At 70.2% G+C, this 14,804-nt stretch carries 15 protein-coding genes; 7 read left to right on the top strand and 8 right to left on the bottom strand.

All coding sequences use genetic code 11. The features are described from left to right. Positions 1 to 13 precede the first annotated feature (13 nt). Positions 14 to 859, bottom strand: coding sequence for a Cof-type HAD-IIB family hydrolase (locus ACFW2Y_RS02510; protein ID WP_384872432.1), 846 nt, complete (start codon positions 857 to 859; stop codon positions 14 to 16). Positions 860 to 1,173: 314 nt separating this feature from the next. On the opposite strand from ACFW2Y_RS02510, the gene ACFW2Y_RS02505 reads away from it, so the two are divergent. Then, positions 1,174 to 1,410 (top strand): hypothetical protein, encoded by a 237-nt coding sequence (locus ACFW2Y_RS02505; RefSeq protein ID WP_384872361.1) that lies wholly within the window; start codon positions 1,174 to 1,176, stop codon positions 1,408 to 1,410. Positions 1,411 to 1,606: 196 nt separating this feature from the next. Here ACFW2Y_RS02505 and ACFW2Y_RS02500 read toward each other — a convergent pair whose 3' ends face one another. From ACFW2Y_RS02500 to ACFW2Y_RS02480, 5 genes are all read right to left on the bottom strand, one after another. Further along, positions 1,607 to 2,059, bottom strand: coding sequence for a hypothetical protein (locus ACFW2Y_RS02500; protein WP_384872358.1), 453 nt, complete (start codon positions 2,057 to 2,059; stop codon positions 1,607 to 1,609). Between the two features lie 58 nt (positions 2,060 to 2,117). Continuing rightward, positions 2,118 to 2,660, bottom strand: a complete 543-nt coding sequence (locus ACFW2Y_RS02495; protein ID WP_384872355.1) for an RNA 2'-phosphotransferase — start codon at positions 2,658 to 2,660, stop codon at positions 2,118 to 2,120. A 91-nt stretch (positions 2,661 to 2,751) separates the two neighbouring features. Further along, positions 2,752 to 3,714, bottom strand: coding sequence for a MerR family transcriptional regulator (locus tag ACFW2Y_RS02490; protein WP_384872353.1), 963 nt, complete (start codon positions 3,712 to 3,714; stop codon positions 2,752 to 2,754). Positions 3,715 to 4,026: 312 nt separating this feature from the next. Then, on the bottom strand, positions 4,027 to 5,814 hold the full coding sequence (locus ACFW2Y_RS02485; protein WP_384872350.1) for an SDR family oxidoreductase: 1,788 nt from the start codon (positions 5,812 to 5,814) through the stop codon (positions 4,027 to 4,029). Continuing rightward, positions 5,814 to 6,647 (bottom strand): M24 family metallopeptidase, encoded by an 834-nt coding sequence (locus ACFW2Y_RS02480; protein ID WP_384872347.1) that lies wholly within the window; start codon positions 6,645 to 6,647, stop codon positions 5,814 to 5,816. Before ACFW2Y_RS02480 ends, ACFW2Y_RS02485 begins: the two co-directional genes overlap by 1 nt. A gap of 262 nt (positions 6,648 to 6,909) precedes the next feature. On the opposite strand from ACFW2Y_RS02480, the gene ACFW2Y_RS02475 reads away from it, so the two are divergent. From ACFW2Y_RS02475 to ACFW2Y_RS02460, 4 genes are read left to right on the top strand one after another with little or no spacing between them, the layout of a single operon-like run. Then, the gene (locus ACFW2Y_RS02475; RefSeq protein ID WP_384872429.1) at positions 6,910 to 7,884 is read left to right on the top strand and encodes an ABC transporter ATP-binding protein; all 975 of its coding nucleotides are present in this window, start codon (positions 6,910 to 6,912) and stop codon (positions 7,882 to 7,884) included. Next, positions 7,881 to 8,783, top strand: a complete 903-nt coding sequence (locus tag ACFW2Y_RS02470) for an ABC transporter permease (protein ID WP_384872345.1) — start codon at positions 7,881 to 7,883, stop codon at positions 8,781 to 8,783. The genes ACFW2Y_RS02475 and ACFW2Y_RS02470 overlap by 4 nt, the downstream gene beginning before the upstream one ends. A gap of 49 nt (positions 8,784 to 8,832) precedes the next feature. Next, positions 8,833 to 9,741, top strand: a complete 909-nt coding sequence (locus ACFW2Y_RS02465) for an ABC transporter ATP-binding protein (protein WP_384872342.1) — start codon at positions 8,833 to 8,835, stop codon at positions 9,739 to 9,741. Positions 9,742 to 9,755: 14 nt separating this feature from the next. Then, entirely contained in the window at positions 9,756 to 10,475 is a 720-nt protein-coding gene (locus ACFW2Y_RS02460; RefSeq protein WP_384872339.1) for an ABC transporter permease, read from the top strand. Here the strand turns inward: ACFW2Y_RS02460 and ACFW2Y_RS02455 are convergent, their stop codons facing one another. After that, a complete protein-coding gene (locus tag ACFW2Y_RS02455) occupies positions 10,476 to 11,837 on the bottom strand; it encodes a CynX/NimT family MFS transporter (protein WP_384872336.1) in 1,362 nt (453 codons plus the stop codon). Then, positions 11,834 to 12,517, bottom strand: a complete 684-nt coding sequence (locus tag ACFW2Y_RS02450) for a FadR/GntR family transcriptional regulator (RefSeq protein WP_384872333.1) — start codon at positions 12,515 to 12,517, stop codon at positions 11,834 to 11,836. Before ACFW2Y_RS02450 ends, ACFW2Y_RS02455 begins: the two co-directional genes overlap by 4 nt. 126 nt (positions 12,518 to 12,643) lie before the next feature. Between ACFW2Y_RS02450 and lpdA the strand changes: the two genes are divergently transcribed. Both lpdA and ACFW2Y_RS02440 read left to right on the top strand, forming a co-directional pair. Continuing rightward, positions 12,644 to 14,047, top strand: coding sequence for a dihydrolipoyl dehydrogenase (lpdA, locus tag ACFW2Y_RS02445; RefSeq protein WP_384872330.1), 1,404 nt, complete (start codon positions 12,644 to 12,646; stop codon positions 14,045 to 14,047). Positions 14,048 to 14,082: 35 nt separating this feature from the next. Continuing rightward, positions 14,083 to 14,772: a rhomboid-like protein gene (locus ACFW2Y_RS02440; RefSeq protein WP_384872328.1), complete on the top strand. Its 690-nt coding sequence runs from the start codon at positions 14,083 to 14,085 to the stop codon at positions 14,770 to 14,772. Positions 14,773 to 14,804 lie beyond the last annotated feature (32 nt).

The raw sequence follows: 14,804 nt of genomic DNA, 5'->3' as shown, positions 1-14,804 counted from the left end.
GAGGGACGACGCCTCAAGCGCTGGCGGACAGGGTTTCGGCGACGAGCTGCTCGATGATGACGGCGACGCCGTCCTCGTTGTTGCCGACGGTACGACCGGACGCGGCGCTGATGACATCGGGATGGGCGTTGCCCATGGCGTACGAGCGGCCGGCCCAGCTCAGCATCTCGATGTCGTTGGGCATGTCGCCGAAGGCGACGACCTCTTCGGCGGTGATGCCGCGCTCGGCGCAGCACAGGGCCAGGGTGGAGGCCTTGGAGACGCCGAGCGCACTGACCTCGATGAGGGCGGTCGGGCTGGACCGGGTGAAGGCGGCGCGGTCGCCCGCGGCTTCCCGCGCGATCGAGAGGAACGCATCGGGGTCGAGCTCGGAGTGCTGGGCGAGCAGCTTGAGCACGGGGGCCGCGGAGTGGGGCTCCTCCTCGAAGAGGAGCTTTTCGGCGGTGGCCACGGTGGCACCGGGGTCGAGGAAGAAGGGCGGGTAGTGCGGCTCGTAGTGGATGCCGGTGGTGAGCTCGACGGCGAAGGACGTGCCCGGTGCCGCGGTGCGCAGGGCTTCGACGACGTCGAGTGCGACCGGTCGCTCCAGCGGACGGACCTCCAGGAAGGTGCCTCCTGAGTGGAGGTCGACGACCGCTGCCCCGTTGGCGCAGATCGCCAGGCCGTGTCCGTGGACGTGGTCGCTGACGACGTCCATCCAGCGGGCCGGACGGCCGGTGACGAAGAAGACCTCGATCCCGGCCCGCTCGGCCGCCGCGAGCGCGGCGATCGTGCGCTCGGAGACGGACTTGTCGTCACGGAGCAGCGTGCCGTCGAGGTCGGTGGCGATCAGTCGGGCCGCCGGGGTGGAGGAGAGCATGGAGCGGGGAGAGGTCACCTCCCCATTCTTCCGTACCCGGCGCACGGGCGTGCGAGGAGCCGCACATATGAGCCTGAATTCTCGGCAGGGCATCTCCCTGGGGATCTCCGGACGGTCCGTGCGGTTGGTGACGGTGGGACCGCAGCCCTAGGAGTTCCTTCCGTGTCGTTCTGTTGCGGGCTGGACCGGGCTGACCGCGACCGGTGGTAGGGCCGGCCGCCGGTGTGCCCGGACATGGCCGTAAACATCCGTTCGTTTTCCGGGAGATGGGGAATGCTCCCGGGAGCTGACGGCGTCTCCGAGGAGGGCTGGGCATGGTCACGGGCCGGCGAAGCGAGGAGTGCGACTCCTGCGGTGCGCCGTACGGGACATGGGTCGCGAGCCTCCGCATGGTGTTGTGCCCGGAATGCGAGTGGGCCGGAGCCACCCACCCCGCACGGGAGCCGGTACTCGTGGGCGATGTCCTCGCGGGTCTGCCCCAGGTCGTGGCGCAGGGTCGCCGTTCCGGTCGTGACGTCGAGGTCGTGATCCGATCGGGCTCGGGCGACTGACGGCTCCGCTCGCCCCTGCGACGGAGTGCGGTGATTGCGGGGCGCAGCAGGGAGGGAACCGAAGGCCATGGCCTTCGGGCAGTGCACCCGCCGGAGCAGTCCGCACCCCTCCGACGAACCGGCGGACGGCCGGGGCGGGAGGCGCGGGACTCGCGGGCTGGACGCCGTTCGGCCGGAGGGCCGCGATCACGCCTGTTCAGCGCACCCGACTGCTCATCCAGGGACTGAGCAGGGCACCCGGAACGAGTTCCTTGTAGGTCTCGTCGCCGGCCAACGGCACGACCAGCCACCAGCCGGGCGGGAAGAACCGGCCCTTCACATGGGCGAGGCCGCCGTGGACCGAGCGGAGGAAGGCGGGGACGGCATCGCGCGGCACGTCGGCGAAGGCGATGCCGTCCACGGTGATCAATGCATCGTCCTCGGAGAAGACGCGAACGGTCACGGAAGGAGAGCCGCCCAGTTCGACGAGGGCCTCGTGCGGTAGGGAGCCGTCGGGGTCGAACACGGCGAACGCGTCGCCGGAGGTGCGTCGGGAGATCTGGTCGACGCCGATGTCGTCGGTCACCTCGATGCCCAGATGGAACTCCCGGGCAATCTCCCGGATCGCGGTGACGACTGCTTCCGTGCTGGGCAGGTGGGGGTGAGCCATGGAATCGATCCTGCCTCAGGAGGGGCGCGGAAGGAACGGTGGGAGGGGGACGGGTGGATCAGTCGGGGAAGCGGATGAACTCCGGCGGCACGGTCGAGGTCAGCCAGACCCCGTTGGCGCTGACGCGGAAGTCGTGCCCGGCCCGCCGCATGGCCCCGGCGTCGATGCTCAGCACGACGGGGCGCCCCCGGCGCGCGCCCACCCTGGTCGCGGTCGCTCGATCGGAAGAGAGGTGTACGTCGTGGCGGGCCATGGGGAGCAGGCCCTTCGCTCGGATGGCGGGAAGCCGGCCCGCTACCGTCCCGTGGTAGAGGTACGCGGGTGGCTCGGCGGTCGGTAGGGCCAGGTCGACCGGGACGGTGTGGCCCTGACTGGCACGGATGCGGGTGCCCTCGATCGCGAAGCGCTTCTTGTCGTCGCCTGCGACGACGTGGTCGAGCTCTTGCCGAGTGATCGGGAAGCCGTGCTCTGCGGCGGCCCGGAGCAAGGCGTCGATCTCGGTCCAACCGTGTGCGTCGAGGTCCAGTCCGATGCGTTCGGGTTGATGGCGCAGGTGCTTGGAGAGGTACTTCGACACCTTCACCATGTGCCGCTCATTCATCATTTTCCCCGCTCACGCATGTTTGATCCACAGGCAAGTCGAGTTATCCACAGGCGAATTGGTGATTCTGTGGACAACGAGAGTCACTCTTTCAGCTCTTTTGCGTGGCCTCACCTGTTTTTAGATGCTGCTCGGTCAGGACGTCCAGCGTTCTTTTGTGGAGTTCCCGCTCGGTTGCGGCGGCGACGAAGGCTGCGGCCGATTCCGCTCCCACCAGGCTCTGGACGGCACGGATCGTTGCCGCGGGCAGGGGTACCGCCCGGGGCTCCTCCTCCTTGGCCGGCCGTAGCTCGGGGGACAGGTGGATCTGGAGGTGTCGGGTGGCCAACAGGCGCATGGCACGAGCAAGTTCGGCGTCCACCGTCTGCTGTGCGAGAGGCCTGAGGCGGCGCACCATCGTTGCCGCCTCGGCCGCGTCCGCGTCCGTCGGCGGTCGGTGCTCCAGATAGCGCGCGAAGACGTACTCGGTCGTGAACTCCAGGAAGCGCGAGGCGATGTGCTCGACCTGGCCGCGAAGCTCCCTCAGGTGCCCGGTGATCGCCGTGAGCGGCACACCCGCCGCGTACAGCTCGGCAGCCACCGCCAGTTCCTGTGGACTGGGGACGAGGTACTCCTCGGTCTCCCGTCCCGGCAGCCGCTCCAGCACGCCGAGCTCGACGGCCTCCCGAATGGCCTCCTCGTCGGGCGTGCCGCCGAAACGGGCGTCCAGCTCCGCACGGGATATCCGGTCCGCCTCCTCGTCCGTCCACGGCCCGTGGACCTCCGCGACCAGGCCGAGCACCCCTCCGAGTCCCCTGCCGGTGTCCCAGGCGTCCAGGAGCTCCTTGATCGAGGCCAGGGTGTAGCCCCGGTCGAGGAGGTCGGCGATCTGTCGGAGCCGTGCGAGGTGCGCGTCCCCGTACACGTTCGACCTGCCCCGCCGCTCCGGCCGGGGCAGCAGGCCGCGGTCCTGGTAAGCGCGGATCGTCCGGACCGTGGCCCCGCTGTGATGGGCGAGATCCTCGATCCGGTACTCCGGCTGTGCTGACTGCTCGGACAAACCCGCTCCCACCACCCACGTCCTTCACCCCGGCGCCGGGGCCTTGCCGAGAGGGATCGTACGACCGCTGCCCGTGCCCATCGCCCCCGTCGGCTCCCGCTCTCCGGATCGGCTCGTGCTGCGACCCGGTTCGCGCGGCGGGTCATCTCGTCCACGACCCCGGCCAGGCCGTGGACGGCTTCCCGACTCGGCCGGCTCCCTGTCCCGGGCCGCCCCGCCCCCGCGCCCGGCAATGAGGGGCTGCTCCCGGCGTCGTACCGGTTCCGATCCGGCTCCGCCCCCGACCGGGGGCGGAGCCAGGTCGGGACGGGCGACGGCCCTGGTCGGCTACGCGGGCGGCTGCCAGCGGGCAAGGGCCCGCAGGGCTCCCGGACTGAGCCGGGACAGCAGGTGGGCGCCCCTGGCTTCGGGCGTTACCGGGACGACGGCCCGGTCGTGCAGGACCGCCCCCAGGATCGCGTCCGCGACCTTCTCCGGAGGGTAGTTCCGCAAGCCGTACCACCGCGAAGCCTTCTGCTGGCGCTGCTTCTCCTCCGCCGCGTCCGACACCCCGGCGAACCGCGTGGTTGCCGTGATGTTGGTGTTGACGATGCCGGGGCATATCGCGGACACCCCGATTCCCCGGTCGGCCAGTTCGGCGCGCAGGCACTCGCTGAGCATGAGCACCGCCGCTTTCGAGGTGCTGTACGCGGGCAGCGCCCGGGAGGGCTGGAAAGCCGCTGCCGAGGCGGTGTTGACGATGTGACCGCCCTGACCGCGTGCCGTCATCTGTGCTCCGAAGAACCTGCAGCCGTGGATCACACCCCACAGATTGACGTCCAGAACCCGCTTCCACTCCTCGGCCGAGGTGTCGAAGAAGGAACCGGCGAGCCCGATGCCCGCGTTGTTGACCAGGACGTCGACGATGCCGTATTCGTTCGCCACCTTGACGGACAGCTTCTCCACCGCCTGCTCGTCGGCGACGTCGGCCGTCTCGCCCCAGGCTTCCGGGGCGCCGATCAAGCGCGCCATCTCGGCCGTGCGGGCCGCGCCTTCGGCATCCCGGTCCACGGCCACCACCCGGGCGCCCGCCTCCGCGAACGCGAAGGCGGTGGCCCTGCCGATGCCGCTGGCAGCCCCGGTGACCAGCACGAGTTGGCCACCGAACCGCTCCGCGTACTCCGCCCGCACCCCGCTTCCCGCCGCAGCGACCGGCTTGGGGGCCGGAGCCGTCGCGTCCTCGTGCGTCCGGACGAACGAGCCGATCCACGCCGACAGTTGGTCCGGCCGGGTGCGCGGCACCCAGTGCTTGGCGGGCAGGGTCCGTCGCGTCAGGCTCGGCACCCAGCTGCCCAGGTCGTCATAGAGCCGTTCGGAGAGGAAGGAGTCTCCGGTCGGTGTGATCAGCTGCACGGGCACATGCGCGTAGGCGTCGGGGCGGGGCCTACCGAGCCGGGCCCGGACGTTGTCCCGGTAGAGCCAGGCGCCGTGCGCCGCATCGTTCGGCAGCGAGGGCGTCGGATAGTCCCCGGCGGGCACCTTCTCGACCCGCTCCAGGAGCTTCGGCCAGCGCTTGCCGAGCGGTCCGCGCCAGGCGAGCTCCGGCAGCACCGGGGTGTGCAGCATGTACACGTACCAGGACTTGGCGCCCTGGCCGAGGAGCTGGCCGATCCGACGCGGTGTGGGTCGGGTCATCCGCTGCTTGATCCAGCGTCCGAAGTGGTCGAGCGACGGTCCCGACATCGAGGTGAAGGAGGCGATCCGGCCCTCCGTGCGCGGCACGGTGACGAACTCCCACGACTGCACCGACCCCCAGTCGTGGCCGACGAGGTGCACCGGGCGGTCCGGGCTCACGGCGTCGGCGACCGCGAGGAAGTCATCGGTCAGCTTCTCCAGGGTGAAGCCGCCGCGCAGCGGGGCCGGTGCCGTCGACCGACCGTGCCCACGAACGTCGTACAGCACCACGTGGAAGTCCTCGGCCAGCCGGTACGCGACCTCCGACCACACCTCCTTGGAGTCCGGGTAGCCGTGCACCAGCACGACGGTCGGCCGGTCCGCGTCGCCGAGCTCGGCGACGCACAGCTCGATCCCGCCCGTCCGGACCCAACGCTCCCGTGCGCCTGTCAGCGCTGCCATCAGACTGCCCCCTCGTTCCAGCGCCGCACGTGCGGCAGATCGTCGTCCAGCCAAAACGCGCTCTGCTCGGGGTCCTGGGAGTCGGTGACGACCAGGATCTCCTCGAACTTCGCGCCCGTCCCCCGGAATCCGAGGTGCGGCTCGACCGCCCAGAGTCCCGGCACGGGGGGATGGTCGGAGAACGTGTACGGCGACCAGAGCGGCGACCAGCCGTCCCGGTGGCCGTGCAGGGCGTCGCTCGCCAGGCCCTTCAGGGCCTGGGTGCCGAACCCGAAGAGGGTAGGCGACCAGCGACGCTCCTTCACCCGGTCGATCTTGTGGGCGATGACGCCGAAGGGATAGGCCCGGTGGCGGTTCGCGTACCCCTGGCGGACCATGAGCCGGTCCACGTCTTCGTATATCTCGCGCAAGGTGCGGCGCTCGCGGACCTCGCGCAGGACCAGTTCGCGGTGCGCCGCCAGATCGGCGAGCAACTTGTCGTGCAGGGGATCGAGGCCCAGACAGCCGCTGTAGCCGATGTCGGCCGTGTACCCCCGGTAGACCGGGGCCATGTCGAGGATGAAGGGCATCCCCGCTTCGAGCCGCCGGTTGGTGGGGAAGAACTGCAGCGGAACCTTGAAGTTCACGAAGGCCGTACGGTCCCCGAACCAGGCGAACGGCCGGTGGAACCAGTCCCGGACGCCCCGCTCGTACAGCCATTCCCGCTGCATCCGGGCGGCCTCGCGCTCGGTTACCCCTGGCTTGAGCTGCGCTGCGACGGCTTCCGCGCACGCGTAGGAGAGCCGCTGTACTTCCCTGAACCCCCGCAACTCCGCGGAGAGTTCGCCAGTCATCGCTGAGGCCATGCCACCCGCCGTCCCGTGTGAGCGCCCGGCTGCGCTACGCGTCCGTAACTTGACACTGATGAATGTGACAATGCTCGGCGGCTGCGTCAAGGGGTGTGCGGACGGCCTGTGGAAAACCTCGTCGGTCCGCCCGCGTCGAGCGGTTTTCGTCACGGCGCCCCTACGGGCCCGTACTCCTGTAGTCGGAGAAGGACCGGGCCGTTGGGCTGACGACTGCTGTGGCGCACGCCACTACCGTCGAAGCGTGACTGTGATCGCCACCGAAAGCCTCAGCAAGCGGTTCCCCCGGGTGACCGCCCTCGACCGGCTCTCCCTGGACATCGGGCCCGGTGTGACCGGACTGGTGGGTGCCAACGGAGCCGGCAAGTCCACAATGATCAAGATCCTGCTCGGGCTCTCCCCCGCCACGGAGGGCACGGCCCACGTCCTGGGACTGGACGTCCTGACCCATGGACCGCAGATCCGCGAGCGCGTCGGATACATGCCCGAGCACGACTGCCTCCCGCCGGACGTTTCGGCCACCGAGTTCGTCGTCCACATGGCGCGGATGTCCGGACTGCCGCCCGCCGCTGCCCGCGAGCGGACCGCCGACACCCTGCGCCACGTCGGTCTGTACGAGGAGCGCTACCGCCCGATGGGCGGTTACTCGACGGGCATGAAGCAGCGGGTCAAGCTGGCCCAAGCGCTGGTCCACGACCCGAAGCTCGTCCTCCTCGACGAGCCGACCAACGGTCTCGACCCCGTCGGCAGGGACGAGATGCTCGGACTGATCCGCCGGGTCTGGACCGACTTCGGCATCTCCGTCCTCGTCACGTCGCACCTGCTGGGCGAATTGGAGCGCACCTGCGACCACGTCGTGGTCATCGACGGCGGCCGGCTCCTGCGCTCCAGCTCCACCAGCGACTTCACCCGGACCACCACGACGCTGGCGGTCGAGGTCACCGACTCCGACGCCCACCCCGACGGCACCGGTGCGCTCCGCGAGGCCCTCGCCGCCGCCGGTGTCACCGTCCACCCCGGGGTGGAGGACGGCCTGCCGGGCGCCGGCCACATCCTGCTCCTCGACGCGGCCGAGGAAGAGACCTACGACCGCGTGCGGGACACCATCGCCGGGCTCGGTCTCGGGCTCGTCCGCATGGAGCAGCGCCGTCACCACATCGCCGAGGTCTTCCGCCCGGAGGCCACCGAGGCGTCCCCGCAGCACGAGGAGATGCAGGCCCGATGAGCACCGACACCTCCAAGGCCGCTCCCGACGCGACCCGGATCCACAACATCGGCTACCGGTCCTACGACGGTCCTCGCCTGGGCCGGTCCTCTGCCCGCAAGTCGCTCTTCTCGCAGTCGCTGCGGGGGGCGTACGGCCTGGGGCGCAGCGCCAAGTCCAAGGTGTTGCCGATGCTGCTCTTCGCGATCATGTGCGTGCCGGCGCTGATCATCGTTGCGGTCGCGGTCGTCACCAAGCAGACCGAGCTGCTGATCGAGTACACGGAGTACGCCCTCCTCCTCCAGGTCGTCATCGGCATCTACCTGGCCGCGCAGGCGCCCCAGTCCGTCTCCCGGGACCTTCGGTTCCGGACGGTCCCCCTGTACTTCTCCCGTCCGATCGAGCGCGTGGACTACGTCCTGGCGAAGTTCGCCGCGATGGCCTCGGCCCTCTTCGTCCTCACCGCAGCCCCGCTCCTGATCCTCTGGATCGGTTCGCTGCTGGCCAAGATGGACTTCGCCGAGCAGACCCGGATGTTCGGTCAGGGACTCGTCTCGGTCGTCCTGCTCTCGCTGCTCCTCGGCGGCATCGGGCTGGTCATGGCGGCCCTCACCCCGCGCCGCGGCTTCGGCGTCGCTGCGGTGATCGCCGTGCTGACGATCTCGTACGCGGCCGTCATGACCCTGATGGGCATCGCCCACGCCACCGACCACCAGGGCGCGATCGCGTGGCTCGGCCTGTTCTCGCCGATGACCCTCATCGACGGAGTCCAGAGCGCCTTCCTCGGTGCGCCGACCGACTTCCCCGGTGGCGAAGGCCCGGGTGCCGGGGTCGGCGTCGTCTACCTGCTGGTCGTCCTCGCGGTCATCGCCGGCTGCTACGGCGTTCTGATGCGCCGCTACCGAAAGGTCGGGCTGTGACCCCCGTCCCGTCGCCCACCACCACCCTTCCAAGGATTGGGCCGCGCCCATGAGCACTCTCACCCTCGACCACGTGTCCCGCTGGTTCGGAGACGTCGTGGCCGTGAACGACGTCACGATGACCGTGGGCCCCGGCGTCACCGGTCTCCTCGGCCCGAACGGCGCGGGGAAGTCCACCCTGATCAACATGATGGGCGGTTTCCTCGACCCCTCCACCGGTGGCGTCACCCTCAACGGGCAGGCGATCTGGGGGAACGAGTCGGTCTACCGCGACATAGGCGTCGTGCCCGAGCGGGAGGCGATGTACGACTTCCTCTCCGGCCGTGAGTTCGTCCTGGCCAACGCGGAACTGCACGGCCTCGGCGCCAAGGAGGCCCAGCGGGCCCTCGCCACCGTCGAGATGGAGTACGCCCAGGACCGCAGGATCTCCACGTACAGCAAGGGCATGCGGCAGCGCGTGAAGATGGCCTCCGCCCTCGTCCACGAGCCGTCCGTGCTGCTCCTCGACGAGCCGTTCAACGGCATGGACCCGCGTCAGCGCATGCAACTGATGGAGCTGTTGCGGCGCATGGGTTCCGACGGGCGCACGGTCCTGTTCTCCTCCCACATCCTGGAGGAGGTCGAGCAACTCGCCTCCCACATCGAGGTGATCGTGGCCGGGCGGCATGCCGCCTCCGGCGACTTCCGCAGGATCCGCCGTCTGATGACGGACCGGCCCCACCGCTACCTCATTCGCTCCAGTGACGACCGGGCCCTTGCCGCGGCGCTGATCACCGACCCCTCCACGGCCGGCATCGAGGTCGACCACGCGGAGGGCGGACTGCACGTGCAGGCGGTGGACTTCGGGACGTTCACCACGTTGCTGCCGAAGGCCGCCCGAGAACGCGGGATCCGTCTGCTGACGGTCTCCCCCTCGGACGAGTCCCTCGAATCCGTCTTCTCGTACCTCGCGGCCTGAAAGGAGCCTGACCGATGTACAACCCGACAGTCGCCCGGCTCACCTACCGGGCCCTCCTCGGCCGCCGCAGGGCACTGGTCCTCTTCCTCCTCCCCGGCATGCTGCTGCTCATCGCAGCCGCGGTCCGCGGCTTCAACGGTGCGGACGACCAGGTCGCGGCCGATGTCCTCGGCGGCTTCGCACTGGCCACGATGGTCCCGCTGATCGGTGTGATCGCCGGGACGGGCGCGATCGGTCCGGAGATCGACGACGGTTCAATCGTCTACCTGCTGTCCAAACCGGTGAAGCGGTCCACGATCATCTTCACGAAGCTGATCGTGGCGATCGCGGTGACCATGGTCTTCTCCGCCGTGCCGACGTTGATCGCCGGCTTCATCCTCAACGGCAACGGCCAGCAGGTGGCCACGGCCTACATGGTGGCGGCGCTCGTCGCCTCCATCGCGTACAGCGCGCTGTTCCTGCTGCTCGGTACGGTCAGCCGGCACGCCGTGGTGATCGGCCTGGTCTACGCCCTGGTGTGGGAGGCGCTCTTCGGCTCCCTGATCGAGGGCGCCCGGACCCTGAGCGTCCAGCAGTGGGCCCTGGCCCTCGCGGAGAAGGTCACCGGTGACGGTCTGGTCACCTCCGAGGTCGCCCTCCCGACGGCCGTGGTGCTCCTGGTGGCGGTCACGGTCGCGGCGACCTGGTTCGCGGGCCAGAAGCTGCGCAAGCTGACCCTGGCGGGCGAGGAGTAGTCAGACCGTGCGGTCGCGGGCCGCGAGCAGGCCCACGACGAGGGCCGTCGCGCAGACGCAGAGGACCAGGCAGATCGGCAGGGTCCAGGAGCCGGTGGCCTGCTGGAGGACACCGGCCGCCAGCGGACCGGCGGCGGCCAGCAGGTATCCGACCGTCTGGGCCATCCCGGACAGCCCGGCGGCGGTGACCGCGTCCCCGGAGCGCAGGACGATCAGGGTCAGGGCGAGGCCCACGGCCCCGCCCTGACCGATGCCGAGGACGGCCGACCAGAGCCAGGCGCCCTCCACGGGGGCCACCATCAGCCCGGCATGGCCGGCTGCGACCAATGTGGTGACCAGTGCGACCAGTGGGCGCTGGCTCCGCATGCGGCCGGCGAGCAGCGGCACCACGAAGGCCCCTGCGATCTGGATCAGGTTGTTGAAGGCGAAGACCACGCCGGCCGTGGAGCGACTCATCCCGTGGTCGGTGAAGATCGTCGGCAGCCAGGCGATCAGGACGTACGACCACAGCGACTGCAGGCCCATGAAGAGGGTGACCTGCCAGGCGAGCGCGGAGCGCCACACGTTCACCGGGCGTCCGGCGCCGGTGGGGACGGAACGCGGGGCGCGCCCCGTGGGGCCGCGGGCGATCAGCACCTGCGGAAGCCAGGCGAGGGCGGCCAGCAGGGCGAGCAGGGACCAGGAGCCCAGGGAGGCCCGCCAGCCACCGCCCAGGGCCTTCTCCAGCGGGACCGCAGCCGCCGCGGCGGCCGTGGCGCCGGCGATCATCGCGCCCGTGTAGACCGAGGTCATCGCGGCGGCCCGGTCGGGGAAGTCGCGTTTGATCAGGCCCGGCATCAGGACGTTGAGCAGGGCGATCGCCGTGCCGACGAGGATTCCGCCGCCGTACAGGGCGGTCGCGGACGGCAGGACGCGCGCGAGGACGCCGATGCCGAGCAGCAGGAGCGCCGCGAACAGGGTGCGTTCCGTACCGAGGCGGCGCCCGAGCCACGGCGCGGCCAGGGCACCCAGGCCGAGGAAGAGGACGGGAACCGAGGTCACGAGCGAACTCGCGGTTGCCGACAGACCGAAGTCGGTCGATATCTCGCCGACCAGCGGCGCCACGCTCGCGAGGGCGATCCGCATGTTGAGCGAGGCCAACACGATGGCGATCAGGAGCAGCGCCGGATGCGCCAGCAGGGCCCGCCGTGCCGACGGCCTTTCGGTCGACCGGTGCGCCCCGGCCTCGACCCCGGCCCCGGCCCCGGCTCCGGCCCCGACCCCGGCTCCGGCCCCGGCTCCGGCCTCGAACCCGGCTCCGGCCGCCGTGCGGATCGCCCCGCCCGCACGTGGCCCTTCTGCCGTGCGCGCCCCGCTGCTCATCGGTTCTGTTCCGCCAGGGCCGCGACCGTCTCCATCGGCACCCGCAGCAGCTCGCGGGCCCGCCGTTCTGCCGCCTCCTGGTCACCGGCCTCGACGGCCGCCACCAGCTCTTCGTGTGCGTCGATGTCGACGGGGGGCATCTCCCGGTCGCCGAGGGCCTCCACCAACACCTCGTGCACCTGGGCGGAGAAGAAGCGGTAGACCTCGATGAAGGCCGTGTTGTGGGTCGCGCCGACGACCGCGAGGTGAAAGGCGAGGTCCGCGTCCGCGTTCCGGTCGCCCTCCTCCCGCAGGCCGGCCAGGGCGGTCCGCAGCCGCAGTAGGTCGTGGGCGTCCCGTCGTACCGCTGCGAGGCGGGCGGCCTCGGCCTCCAGGGAGATCCGGAGTTCGAGGACGTCGGCCGCGGCTGCGTGGCGGACCCCGTGCAGGACGGCGGCCGGGTCGGCGGTGGACCGGACGAAGGTGCCGTTGCCCTGGCGGGACTCCAGGAGGCCGGTGTGCACGAGGACCCGGACCGCCTCACGGACGGTGTTGCGACCCACGCCGAGCTGTTGGGCGAGCTCGTGCTCGGTCGGGATCCGGTCGCCGACCGCCCACTCGCCCTCCGAGAGCTGGGTGCGCAGCTGTTCCACCACGGAGTCCACCAGCGAAGTCCGCCCCGCCGCCTTGAGCGCCGCCATGCAGTTCCCCGTCCCCTTTATTTGCCCGGTTGCCCAGTCATCCTACAACTGACTTCGGCAGGGGCGCCGGACTACTGTGGGGCCGTACGCGGATCGAACAACCCTCACCACCCTCGGGAGTCAGTCATGTCAGACCGCTTCGACGTCGTCGTACTCGGAGCTGGCCCCGGCGGCTACGTCGCTGCCATCCGCGCCGCCCAGCTGGGCAAGCGGGTCGCGGTCGTCGAGGAGAAGTACTGGGGCGGTGTCTGCCTGAACGTCGGCTGCATCCCCACCAAGGCGCTGCTGCGCAACGCCGAACTCGCCCACATCTTCAACCACGAGGCGAAGACCTTCGGCATCAAGGTCGACGGCACCGTCTCCTTCGACTACGGCGAGGCCTTCCGCCGCAGCCGCTCGGTCGCGGACGGTCGGGTCAAGGGCGTCCACTTCCTGATGAAGAAGAACGGGATCACCGAGTTCAACGGTCGGGGCACCTTCCTCGACGCGAACACGCTCCAGGTGGCCAAGGCCGACGGCACCTCGGAGACGATCACCTTCGACAACTGCATCATCGCCACGGGTGCCACCCCGCGCCTGCTCCCGGGCACGTCCCGCAGCGACCGCGTCGTGTCGTACGAGGAGCAGATCCTCGCGGAGGACGCCCCGAAGTCGATCGTCATCGCCGGCGCCGGCGCGATCGGCATCGAGTTCGCCTACGTGCTCAACAACTACGGCACCAAGGTCACGATCGTCGAGTTCCTCGACCGGATCGCCCCGTTGGAGGACGAGGAGGTCTCCAAGGAGCTCGCGAAGCAGTACCGCAAGCTCGGCATCGACGTCCTGACCTCGACCCGCGTCGAGGCCATCGACGAGTCCGGCCCGCAGGTCCGCGTCACCGTCACCGGCAAGGACGGCGCCCAGAAGGTCCTGGAGGCGGACAAGGTCCTCCAGGCCATCGGCTTCGCCCCGAACGTCACCGGCTACGGCCTGGAGAAGACCGGCGTCGCCCTGACCGAGCGCGGCGCGATCGACGTCGACGGCCGCTGCCGCACCTCCGTGCCGCACATCTACGCCATCGGCGACGTCACCGCGAAGCTGATGCTCGCGCACACCGCCGAAGCCATGGGCGTCGTCGCGGCCGAAACCATCGGGGACGCCGAGACGATGGAGCTCGACTACCCGATGATCCCCCGCGCGACCTACTGCCAGCCGCAGATCGCCAGCTTCGGCTGGACCGAGGCGCAGGCGCGCGAGAAGGGCTACGACGTCAAGGTCGCCAAGTTCCCGTTCGTGGCGAACGGCAAGGCGCACGGCCTCGGCGACGCCACCGGTTTCGTGAAGATCGTCGCCGACGCGAAGTACGGCGAGATCATCGGCGCCCACCTGATCGGACCCGACGTCACCGAACTGCTGCCCGAGCTGACGCTGGCCCAGCAGTGGGACCTGACGGTCCACGAGGTCGCCCGCAACGTGCACGCGCACCCGACGCTGGGCGAGGCCGTGAAGGAAGCGATCCACGGCATTGCCGGACACATGATCAATTTCTGAGGTCCCTCGCGGGTCCGGGTGATAGGCACTGGAGAGTGCCGAGCAGAACCTCTCCGGGTGGCGAACCGTCCCGACCGATCAGGTCGTGGGCGCGTTCGTCACCCGGTACGCATGTGTGGCTGGCGGTCCTCGTGCTCACCAGCCTCGTCATCGCGTTCGCCCCGGACGGGCTGGACGCCTACCTCCTCCACCGCAACAGCAGCAACCTCCACCAGCTCGCGCACCATCCGATACGGGCCCTGCTGGGCAGCGCGCTCTGGATCGAGGACCCCGCCGACCTCCTGCTGTACGCGGTGCTCTTCGAGGTCTTCCACGCCCCCGTGGAGCGCTGGCTGGGCACCCCGAAATGGCTGCTCACCGTGGCCGTGGCCCACGTCTCCGCCACGCTCGTCAGCCAGCGGCTCGTCCTCGCCGCCATCCGACTGCACGACGTGCCGCTCAGCATGGCGCACGTCGTCGACATCGGGGTCAGCTACGGCCTCGCCGCCTCGGCCGGGATCCTGACCTACCGACTGCCGAGCCCCTGGCGCCTGCCGTACCTGGTCGGAGCGCTCGCGTTCTTCCTCGTACCGCTCGCCTCCGACCGCACCTACACCGATCTCGGGCATGCGATCTCCCTGGTCGTCGGCCTGGCCTGCCAGCCGTTGACCCGCGGAACGCCAACCTCGGGGCGACCGCCCCGCGGAAAATCAGTCGCCTCCGAACGGCCCCCCGAAGCACACTAGTTGTGCGGGGGACACGGGGGATTCCCCGCACG

It is taken from the genome of Streptomyces sp. NPDC058877 (assembly GCF_042742855.1).
In the GTDB taxonomy this organism is placed as follows: Bacteria; Actinomycetota; Actinomycetes; order Streptomycetales; family Streptomycetaceae; genus Streptomyces.
Note: the sequence above shows the minus strand (reverse complement) of the source record. Positions and strands in the feature narration are given on the sequence as shown.

Bases quoted from the DNA above. Each gene is read 5' to 3' on its own strand.
- lpdA (WP_384872330.1), top strand. From the start codon at position 12,644: ATGTCAGACCGCTTCGACGTCGTCGTACTCGGAGCTGGCCCCGGCGGC.
- ACFW2Y_RS02505 (WP_384872361.1), top strand. From the start codon at position 1,174: ATGGTCACGGGCCGGCGAAGCGAGGAGTGCGACTCCTGCGGTGCGCCG.
- ACFW2Y_RS02510 (WP_384872432.1), bottom strand. From the start codon at position 859: ATGCTCTCCTCCACCCCGGCGGCCCGACTGATCGCCACCGACCTCGAC.
- ACFW2Y_RS02480 (WP_384872347.1), bottom strand. From the start codon at position 6,647: ATGACTGGCGAACTCTCCGCGGAGTTGCGGGGGTTCAGGGAAGTACAG.
- ACFW2Y_RS02460 (WP_384872339.1), top strand. From the start codon at position 9,756: ATGTACAACCCGACAGTCGCCCGGCTCACCTACCGGGCCCTCCTCGGC.
- ACFW2Y_RS02455 (WP_384872336.1), bottom strand. From the start codon at position 11,837: ATGAGCAGCGGGGCGCGCACGGCAGAAGGGCCACGTGCGGGCGGGGCG.
- ACFW2Y_RS02450 (WP_384872333.1), bottom strand. From the start codon at position 12,517: ATGGCGGCGCTCAAGGCGGCGGGGCGGACTTCGCTGGTGGACTCCGTG.
- ACFW2Y_RS02465 (WP_384872342.1), top strand. From the start codon at position 8,833: ATGAGCACTCTCACCCTCGACCACGTGTCCCGCTGGTTCGGAGACGTC.
- ACFW2Y_RS02485 (WP_384872350.1), bottom strand. From the start codon at position 5,814: ATGGCAGCGCTGACAGGCGCACGGGAGCGTTGGGTCCGGACGGGCGGG.
- ACFW2Y_RS02470 (WP_384872345.1), top strand. From the start codon at position 7,881: ATGAGCACCGACACCTCCAAGGCCGCTCCCGACGCGACCCGGATCCAC.
- ACFW2Y_RS02495 (WP_384872355.1), bottom strand. From the start codon at position 2,660: ATGAATGAGCGGCACATGGTGAAGGTGTCGAAGTACCTCTCCAAGCAC.
- ACFW2Y_RS02500 (WP_384872358.1), bottom strand. From the start codon at position 2,059: ATGGCTCACCCCCACCTGCCCAGCACGGAAGCAGTCGTCACCGCGATC.